The organism is Microtetraspora sp. AC03309 (assembly GCF_020826795.1).
Taxonomy (GTDB): Bacteria; Actinomycetota; Actinomycetes; order Streptosporangiales; family Streptosporangiaceae; genus Microtetraspora; species Microtetraspora glauca.
The window spans coordinates 39,405-47,810 of sequence record NZ_JADDIL010000008.1; the positions used below are offsets into that span (position 1 = coordinate 39,405).

The window sequence follows — 8,406 nt, forward strand, 5'->3', positions numbered from 1 at the left end:
GCCGTCCGAACGTCCGGTGGGCGGGCTCCTCCTGATGGGGAAGAGCCCGCCCATCGGGCTGTCACCGTGTGGGATCCGACGTATCCGGTCTGCCGAACCCGCGGCAGGCAGAGCCGCGTCGCGAAAGGCGCGTCTCTCGGGAGCACGCCCTGCCGGCTTGGCGTCCGGCTGTCATCAGTGGGCGCGAGCCGGACCGGATCACCGTCTCCGGAGGACGTCCAGGCGGCTCATCCCCGGAGGACGACCTGGGCCTTCGCCGTGACGAGGCGGTCCCCCGACTGCCTGTCCGCCCAGAGGTCCAGCTCCAGCACCGTCTTGCCGTCCTCCCGGGCCTTCCGGCCGGTGATGACGCCACCGCAGGTGACCTCGTCGCCCTTGAGCGCCGGAGCTCGGAAGCGGCACTCCAGATGCTCGACGCGGCCCCGGTCGCCGAGCCAGCTTTCCATCGCGCAGTGCAGCCACGCCCAGAGCAGGTTGCCCATGCCGAAGGCGCCGGGATAGCCCGCGGCCTTCCCGGCCTCGTCGTCCATGTGGATGGGGACGAACTCGTCGTTCACGGCGGCGTAGCGGTTCCACGCCTCCAGCCCGGCCGGCCGGACGAACGGCGGGACGGCGGCGCCCACGTCGAACTCCGGCGTCCGCGTGCCGGGCAGGTCTGCGGCGAGATCGGTCATCGGGTTCCTCCTGGTCGGTCGTCGGGGTCAGTAGCGGATGAGCGTCATGCGGTAGGTCTTGATCTCCTCGCCGTTCTGGTTGGTCCAGGTCGTGGCGACGTCGGTCAGCAACATGGCGCCCAGCCGTCCTTCCCGTTCGGAGTAGCCGGCGATGGCGGATTCCGCGGTGATGACGTCGCCGGGCCGCATGGGCGCGCCGGTGTACGTGGCCGACACCCCGCCGTTGAGCGCCCGGCGGAGATCCGGCGGTGCGATGCCGAGGTGGTGCTCCATGGCACCCGAGCTCCGGTAGACGGGGTCGGGAGCGATCTCGCATCCCGTCGGCGCCTTCTCAGCGGCTCCCCAGGCGAACGGATTGAAGTCGAGCGGAGCGACGAGGCGGCCTTCGCCGGCGGCGCAGGGGTCGGTGTACGGCGCAGGCGGCGCCTCCGGGAAGTACACCGCCAGCGACCACTTGCGGATGTCGGACGCGCTGATCGGATAGGAGATCTGACGCGCGTAGGGCCGGCCGACGATCTCCAACATATCTGGCCGGATGAGACCGAGTCCGCTCATGTGCCTGCCACCTTCGGGTTCCCGCACCAACTGTTCATGAAGAAGGATACATGATAGATAGACATATATAGAAGTTTCGTATTATTGGGGATGCGGGATCGACCGCTACCTCCCAGGGACGTGAAGGAGCCCCGGATGACGGACGAGCACACGCATGCCGGCCGGCGCGCGCTGGTGACCGGCGCCGGTCAGGGCGTGGGACGTGCCATCGCGCACGAGCTGGCGCGCAGGGGGGCCGAGGTGGTCGTCAACGACCTCGTCGACGACCGGGCCGGCGCCGTCGTCGCCGAGATCGCGGCAGCCGGCGGCCGCGCCGTACCCTCGGTCTTCGACGTCACGGACTGGCCCGCGGTGCGGCAGGCGGCCGAGGCGGCCGGCCCGGTCGACATCCTGGTCAACAACGCAGGAAACGCCGGCCGGGTGACGTCGCTGACGCGAGGGGATTTCGCGCCCTTCGTCGAGACGGCTCCGGCCGACTGGGAGAGCTACCTCCGCGTCAACCTGTACGGGGTGATGCACACGGTCCGGGCGTTCCTGCCCGCCATGATCGACAAGTCCTGGGGGCGCGTCGTGACCATCATCTCCGACGCCGGCCGGGTGGGGGAGCCGACGATGGCGGCCTATTCGGCGGCCAAGGCGGGAGCAGCCGGGTTCGGCCGGGCCGTGGCCAGGGAGGTCGGCCGCCACGGTGTCACCGTCAACTCCGTGTCGCTCGGAACTGTCGGACCGGAGGAGCCGTCCGACGAATACCTCAAGGACCCCGGGCTGGCCCAGTCGATCAGCCGGTACGTCATCCGGCGCATCGGCCGACCGGGCGAGGTGGCCGCGCTGGTGGCCTTCCTCTCCGGGCCGGAGGCCGGTTGGGTGACCGGGCAGACCTATCCGATCAACGGCGGCTACTCCTTCTCGTTCTGAACGCGAATCGGCGCCCAGCCCGAAGGCTGGGCGCCGATTCGCGTGGCGGGGCGATCAGGAGGAGTGGGCCAGCTCGTACAGCCGGCGCCACTCGTGCTTCGACCGGATGGTCGCGTCGACGTCCGGCGACAGCGCGCGCAGGGCGCCGACCGTCGCCTGCTCCTTCGGGATGTGCTTGAAGGGGTCCCACCCGAAGAAGCGGCAGGTGTTCTCCCACGTGATCATGTTGATCTCGTGGTCGGGCACACCCGCGCCGTTCATCTCGTTGAGCACGAACTCGGGGGCCTCCGGCCAGATCGAGTCCGAGTGCGGGTAGTCGCACTCCCACGCGATGATTTCCATGCCGATGTCGTGCCGGACCTTGAGGGCCGTGGGGTCGGTGACATAGCAGGCCAGCGAGTGCTCCCGGAAGATCTCACTCGGCAGCTTGCCGCCGAAGTCGTGGCCGAGCCAGCGCTGGTTGGTGTAGTGCCGGTCGCAGCGGTCCAGGTAGAACGGGATCCACCCGATACCCGCCTCCGACCAGGCGATCTTCAGGTCGGGGTACTTGCGCATCGCGCCGCCCCAGAGCAGGTCCTGGGCCGCGAACGTGGACACCTGGGTCGCGAGGATGATCAGGTTGTCGATCGGGGCGTCGGGCGCGCCCTTGATCGCCCCGAATCCCTGCCCGATGTGCAGGCACATGACGACCTGGGTCTCGGAGACCGCACGGAAGAACGGGTCCCAGTATTCGAGGTCGTGGTAGCTGGGCAGCCCCTGCAGGTGAGGCAGCTCGGGCATCGTCATGGCGCGGACGCCCTTCGCGGCGACGCGGTAGACCTCCTTGGCGAGCTCCTCCGGGTGCCAGACCGGGCCGAGCGCGATGGGGATGAAACGGCCGGGATACGTCGCCGCCCACTCGTCGATGTGCCAGTCGTTGTACGCCTTCAGCATGATCAGCGCCAGATCCTTGTCCTGGGCCTCCTGGAAGAAGCGCGCGCTGAAGCCGGCGAACGACGGGAAGCACATCGAGGCGAGGATCCCGTTGCGGTTCATGTCCCGCACCCGCTGGTGGATGTCATAGGCGCCCGGCCGCATCTCGGAGAAGGTGGAGGGGTTCATCCCCCACTCCTCGTTCGGCCAGCCCACGACGGCGTTGAGGCTGCTCGAGACGCTGGGGATGCCCTGGAACCACCACTTCTCGTAGCCGTTCTCGTCCATGATGGACTTCGGCGCCTGGTCCTTGTACTTCTCCGGGACGTGGTTATCGAACATCTCGCGAGGTTCGACCACGTGGTCGTCGATGCTGACCAAGATCATGTCTTCGACGTTCATCCCGTCTCCTGTCTGAATCTGGTTCCGAAAATCCTGTTGATCAGGTCATGGTCGGCCGGTCCGGCCGGTCACCACTCGGAGATCTCGGGGATCACCTTCGCGCCGAGCGTCTCCAGCGGCGTGATCGTGCCGACGTCGGGAACAGCGCTGTAGACCGTGGTGAAGCCCAGTTCGTGCAGCCGCCGCAGCTCCTCCAGGAGGTGCTCCACGCTGTCGGCGCCGTCCGCGGGGAGCGGGAGCACGGCGGTCTTCTCGATTTCGTTCACATCGCGGCCGACCTTCTCGCAGTGCTCGCGCAGCCGCTCCACCTTCTGACCGGCGTCCGGGCCGCCGTACACGTTGAACGCGTCGGCGTAGCGGGCGGCCAGCCGCAGCGTCACCCGCTCGCCGCCGCCGCCGATGAGGATCCGGGGCCGGGCCACCGGCTGCGGCGAGTTGAGCGTGCTGGCCAGCTTGTAGTGCTCCCCCACGAAGGACTCGCGACTCGTGCTCCACATCTGCCGGCAGATCTGGATGGCCTCCTCCAGGTGCGCGAAACGCTCGCCGGACGACCCGAACGGCAGCCCGAGACCGGTCGCCTCCTCCTCGTTCCAGCCGGTGCCGATCCCGAGCCAGGCGCGACCCTCGGAGAGCACGTCCAACGTCGTCACGATCTTGGCGAGTAACCCCGGGGGACGATAGGGCGCCGCAGTGACGAGAGTCTGCAACTCGATCGTCCGCGTCTGCCCAGCCAGATAGCCCAGGGTCGTGTACGACTCCAGCATCGGCTCGTACTCCTCGCCGAGCATGCTGATCTGCCACAGATGATCGGTCAGGCTGAGGCGGGCGAACCCGACGTCCTCGGCCGTCTTCGCGATCCGGGCCAACGCCGAAGCCATCTCGCGCGGCGCGCCCAGGCCCGAGTAGTCGTTGATGTGCAGTGCGAGTCTCATCGGCCGCTCCGAACCGTCCTCACTCAGACTTCTATTCTTCGAAACCTATCGATACATCATTGCGTGAACGCCGAGCGGGCGCAATACCCGGGCACCCCACCGGGAGGCTTTCGAGGCAGGCCGCACCGGGCGCGGACCAGACCCGATCCATGGGTTGAGGAGAGACGCCCGTGAGGCCTTGAAGGCGAGAGATCAGTTTAGTACGTTTAATTCTATCGATATGTGGTGCGCCACTATCTTCCCCGGCGAGCGACCCCGGTCCAGGCGACGAGACCGATCCACCCCCGACCCGGCCCGCGCACTTCGCCCACCCCCCACTCGGGAGTCACCATGCAGCGACACCCATCCACCGCCACCGCCCGTGAGCCCCTGTCCCCCACCGCCCGCCGAGCGGCGCTCGCGGGGTTCGTCGGCACGTTCATCGAGTACTTCGACTTCAACCTCTACGCGACGCTGACGGTCTACCTCTCGCCGCTGTTCTTTCCCGCGGACGATCCGTCGACCTCGTTTCTGACCGGGCTCGCCGTGTTCGGCGCCGGCTTCTTCGCCAGGCCGATCGGGGGGATCCTGTTCGGACGGCTCGGTGACCGGAACGGCCGGCGCAGTGCGCTGATCTTCAGCGTGATCCTCATGGGTGTGTGCAGCACCCTGATCGGCATCCTGCCGACCTACGCCGGCATCGGAATCGCGGCCTCTGCCCTGCTCGTCCTGCTCCGGCTCGGTCAGGGCATCTCCGCCGGAAGCGAGATGCTCGGATCGATCACCTACGTGCTCGAGTCGGTCCCGCGCTCGCGGCGGGTCCTCATGGCGTCGCTGACACCGATGGGCGCCATGGCCGGCGGAGGCGTCGGTGGCGTGGTCGTCGCCCTGCTCAGCGGCATCCTGAGTCGGGAGGACATGGCCGTCTACGGCTGGCGTATCGCCTTCCTGATCTCCGCTCCGCTGACCGTTGTCGCTCTGCTGGTCCGGAAGAGGTTGGAGGACTCCCCCGAATTCACCGAGATGGTCGCGCACCGCGAAATCACCCGCAGCCCGCTTCGCGAGGTGCTGACGGCCCACCGGCGCAACATACTCATCGCGGGCGGGGTGGCCATCGCCGCCAACGGTGCGCCCGGCCTGTCCGCGTGGTTCGCGACCTACCTCGCCGGCAACCGAGCGCTGCCCAGCAGCACGGTCTTCGTCGCCATGGCGCTGAGTTCGTTCCTCACCATAGGCTTCGCTCCGCTCGCCGGCTGGCTGACCGACCGGATCGGCCAGCGGAAGATGTTCGCGGCCGTGCTGTGCGGGTACCTCGTCCTCAGTGTCCCGGTCCTGTACCTGATCGGAACCGTGACCAGCGTCGCCGGACTGGTCGTCGCGACCTTCCTCTACGGGGTCCTGGCGGCGCTCGTCCAGGCGCCCGCCTTTACGTTCATCGCCGAACTGTTCCCGCGCCACGTCCGCTACACCGGTGCGAACTTCGGCCAGAACATCGGGACTGTGCTCGGCAGCGGCATCGCCCCGCTCGTCGGCGGACTGATCTTCGCCGCGACCGGCTCCTCGCTCGGCCCGGCGATCTGGGTCGCCGTGGTGTGCGTCATCGCCTTCGCCGCGCTGGCGATGCGGAGCGTCCAGTTCGTCGCCGGAACCACCCCCGCCGACGCGGGCGACGAGACCGCAGCGGGCGCCGCCCCGGCCTAGCCGGTCGCGTGGGACCGTCGGGAGCACGGGGTCGGGAACGACGTCGTGCCGGTTCGCGGGGTCGATCCTTTCGGCGCGCCGAGCAGCGCGGCGGCGCGGTCGAAACGGCCGTCGGCGGGTTCGGCCCCGGCGAGCGGTCGCAGGCCGCTCGTCCAGCGCGCGTGCTGCGGCGGTGCCCGCGGTCTGTCCTGGTTCGCGAATATCACCGAGCTGCTTGAGACCAACACGAAACCGAAGGCCGGGGCCATGGACGAGTATCGGCACCGGGCATGCGAAGTCCCGGTTTCGAACACGTACTTGCGGTCGGACCTCGGAGATCAGGCGCCGCGCCTGTCCAACCGAGGGCGATAACAGCAGCGGTGCCCGGTCTCCACGGTCTCGTCCAGGTGCGCGCCGACCACTGGATCGATCTCCGTGATTCGGCTGATCGCCCGCTTGACCGCTTTGCTCACCGCGACCCTGGCCCGTTCATCGCTACCGGTGAACTCGCGCATCCGTCCTTTGAGACCGGTGGCGGTAGTCAACTCATCGATCAGCCAGTCGCGTTCGCGGCGTAACGACGTGGCGCGCTCGAGGTCGTTCATCGACTCGGAGTCGTCGATGTCCTCCTGCAGCTGCGCCAACCGATCTGTGAACGTGCGCTTCGCCACGGAGTCGATGATCGGCTGGGATGAGAAGGAATCGTGAGGTACCGCGCCCGCCCCGACGGCCAGGTCGGCTGCGGGGATCTCCCGGCCAGGGTTGGCGATAAGAGTCGCCAGGTGCCGCATCCCGATGCGGTTCTCGACTACCACGGCCCGGCCCTGAAGCTCGATCTGCCACGCGCGCCCCCGACGTCTGCAGGTGCAGATGGCCACCGCATCCTCGGCGGGCGGATCCTTCTCCGAGGGCAACTCCATGCCGAGACTGAGCGCCTCCTGCTCAGCCCGAGCCAACTCCCGCCGGGCCTCGCCGCCATGGCCTGACCCGTGCCCGCGCGCGAGCGCGTGTCCGAGTCGCCAGCGGGACAGGATGGCCGCAGGCCAGTGGCCCAGCGCCTGGTTGGCGCGGATGGCCTTGCGGAAATGGTCGACGGCACGATCCACATCGCCGACTGTCAGGGCGCTTGTGGCCAGGGAGTGGTGGACGGACCCGAGACAGGTGACCCCAAGGCTGCTGATGACCGGGAGATCGGCGAACGGGCTGAGCAGAGTGTAGGCGCGGGCCGCGGCCTCGGTGTCGTGAAGCAGATATGCCGCCTCGACGACGCAGTACATCGTGGGGAGCCAACTGCTGGAGTGGGGGAGATCGGACAGATCCCGCCCGAGCACGCGCGCCAGCATGTGGACGGCTAATCGGTACTCTCCCGCGGTGGCGGCGGCCACGGCCAAGGCGGCGAGATAGGTGCTGTCCACAGCGCTGTGTATGGGGGAATGCGCCAGATCGGAGATCACTTCTACCAGTTCACCGATACGGCCCTGATACCACCGGATCGTGCCCAGGTGCTCGCAGTACCAGCCGAGAGCGTCGACATCCCCTGCCAGGTCCCCGCGTTCCGCGCACGTAGCCGCCATCGACTCCGCCTGCGCGAATCGTCCCGCGCGGATGCTGAGCATGACCTCCATCGCTCCGGCGACGAATCCGACCGCCAGGTGTTCGCCTCCCGCCAGGACGGAACGCAGCTCCGTCAGGCTGCGCTCCGCGTGCGGATCGGCGGCCATGAACAGATCGGCGGTTCGCCACATCAGGCCCATCAACAGATCCCCGCGCCGGGCCGTATGAGCAGCTTGGCTGATCAGTTCCTCGGCCAGCTCCAGACGGATGGCGCCCTCTGCCGGACCGAGAACACAGTGGTGGGCCAGGCTCAACGCCTCCGCCAGTGCCACTGGGTCACCCGTGCCTCTGACCTGCGCCAGGATCTCAAGGATCCGGTCATGCCGGCCGCTCCGGTAATCGTCCTCCGCGCACAGTCGGACGCGCAGGCGCAGTGCCAGTGACGATCGCGGATCGATCACGCTCAGAGCGTGGAGCTGGCGGGCACGGACCACCCCCGCCTCCGCTGCCGCGCGGTGTTCATGGACCCAGACACCGCCCAGCCCCAACGCCGCGCGGGCCAACCTCGGGCCGTCCCCCTGCCGATCCGCCTCGCGGTATGCCTCATCCAGCAGCCGCCTGCTGCGCCGCAGATCGCCCCTGGTGTGGAGCGCGAACTCTCCTTTCAGCAGTACGTCATCCACGCCCATCCCGCCATACCCCGTCGGCAACCCCTCCGTGGTCAACAACACCCCCTGAGATCGCACACGGATGCGCCTTCACAACCCCCGCCCAGTGCGCCCATCCCACAGCGGCGAGATCGG

At 68.4% G+C, this 8,406-nt stretch carries 7 protein-coding genes; 2 read left to right on the forward strand and 5 right to left on the reverse strand.

Annotation, left to right across the window (positions count from 1 at the left end; genetic code table 11):
- Positions 1-227: 227 nt before the first annotated feature.
- Positions 228-674 carry a MaoC/PaaZ C-terminal domain-containing protein gene (locus IMZ11_RS06275; RefSeq protein ID WP_228638399.1) on the reverse strand — a complete coding sequence of 149 codons (447 nt, stop codon included), beginning with the start codon at positions 672-674 and terminating at the stop codon, positions 228-230.
- 27 nt (positions 675-701) lie between these two features.
- Entirely contained in the window at positions 702-1,229 is a 528-nt protein-coding gene (locus IMZ11_RS06280) for a MaoC family dehydratase N-terminal domain-containing protein (RefSeq protein ID WP_228638401.1), read from the reverse strand.
- Positions 1,230-1,364: 135 nt separating this feature from the next.
- Here IMZ11_RS06280 and IMZ11_RS06285 point away from each other — a divergent pair, with 135 nt between their 5' ends.
- On the forward strand, positions 1,365-2,144 hold the full coding sequence (locus IMZ11_RS06285) for an SDR family NAD(P)-dependent oxidoreductase (RefSeq protein WP_228638403.1): 780 nt from the start codon (positions 1,365-1,367) through the stop codon (positions 2,142-2,144).
- 54 nt (positions 2,145-2,198) lie between these two features.
- On the opposite strand, the gene IMZ11_RS06290 is transcribed toward IMZ11_RS06285, so the two are convergent.
- Together IMZ11_RS06290 and IMZ11_RS06295 are read right to left on the reverse strand one after the other, a co-directional pair.
- Positions 2,199-3,458, reverse strand: coding sequence for an amidohydrolase family protein (locus IMZ11_RS06290; RefSeq protein ID WP_228638405.1), 1,260 nt, complete (start codon positions 3,456-3,458; stop codon positions 2,199-2,201).
- A 68-nt stretch (positions 3,459-3,526) separates the two neighbouring features.
- Complete coding sequence (locus IMZ11_RS06295) at positions 3,527-4,390, reverse strand: LLM class F420-dependent oxidoreductase (RefSeq protein ID WP_228638407.1); 864 nt, start codon at positions 4,388-4,390, stop codon at positions 3,527-3,529.
- A gap of 330 nt (positions 4,391-4,720) precedes the next feature.
- Here IMZ11_RS06295 and IMZ11_RS06300 point away from each other — a divergent pair, with 330 nt between their 5' ends.
- The gene (locus IMZ11_RS06300; protein ID WP_228638409.1) at positions 4,721-6,070 is read left to right on the forward strand and encodes an MFS transporter; all 1,350 of its coding nucleotides are present in this window, start codon (positions 4,721-4,723) and stop codon (positions 6,068-6,070) included.
- Positions 6,071-6,387: 317 nt separating this feature from the next.
- Here IMZ11_RS06300 and IMZ11_RS06305 read toward each other — a convergent pair whose 3' ends face one another.
- Complete coding sequence (locus IMZ11_RS06305) at positions 6,388-8,166, reverse strand: hypothetical protein (protein ID WP_228638411.1); 1,779 nt, start codon at positions 8,164-8,166, stop codon at positions 6,388-6,390.
- Positions 8,167-8,406: the final 240 nt, after the last annotated feature.

What these genes read in the sequence shown, in the direction of transcription:
- IMZ11_RS06275 (WP_228638399.1), bottom strand. Translation starts at nt 674, where the DNA reads ATGACCGATCTCGCCGCAGACCTGCCCGGCACGCGGACGCCGGAGTTC.
- IMZ11_RS06290 (WP_228638405.1), bottom strand. Translation starts at nt 3,458, where the DNA reads ATGAACGTCGAAGACATGATCTTGGTCAGCATCGACGACCACGTGGTC.
- IMZ11_RS06295 (WP_228638407.1), bottom strand. Translation starts at nt 4,390, where the DNA reads ATGAGACTCGCACTGCACATCAACGACTACTCGGGCCTGGGCGCGCCG.
- IMZ11_RS06300 (WP_228638409.1), top strand. Translation starts at nt 4,721, where the DNA reads ATGCAGCGACACCCATCCACCGCCACCGCCCGTGAGCCCCTGTCCCCC.
- IMZ11_RS06285 (WP_228638403.1), top strand. Translation starts at nt 1,365, where the DNA reads ATGACGGACGAGCACACGCATGCCGGCCGGCGCGCGCTGGTGACCGGC.
- IMZ11_RS06280 (WP_228638401.1), bottom strand. Translation starts at nt 1,229, where the DNA reads ATGAGCGGACTCGGTCTCATCCGGCCAGATATGTTGGAGATCGTCGGC.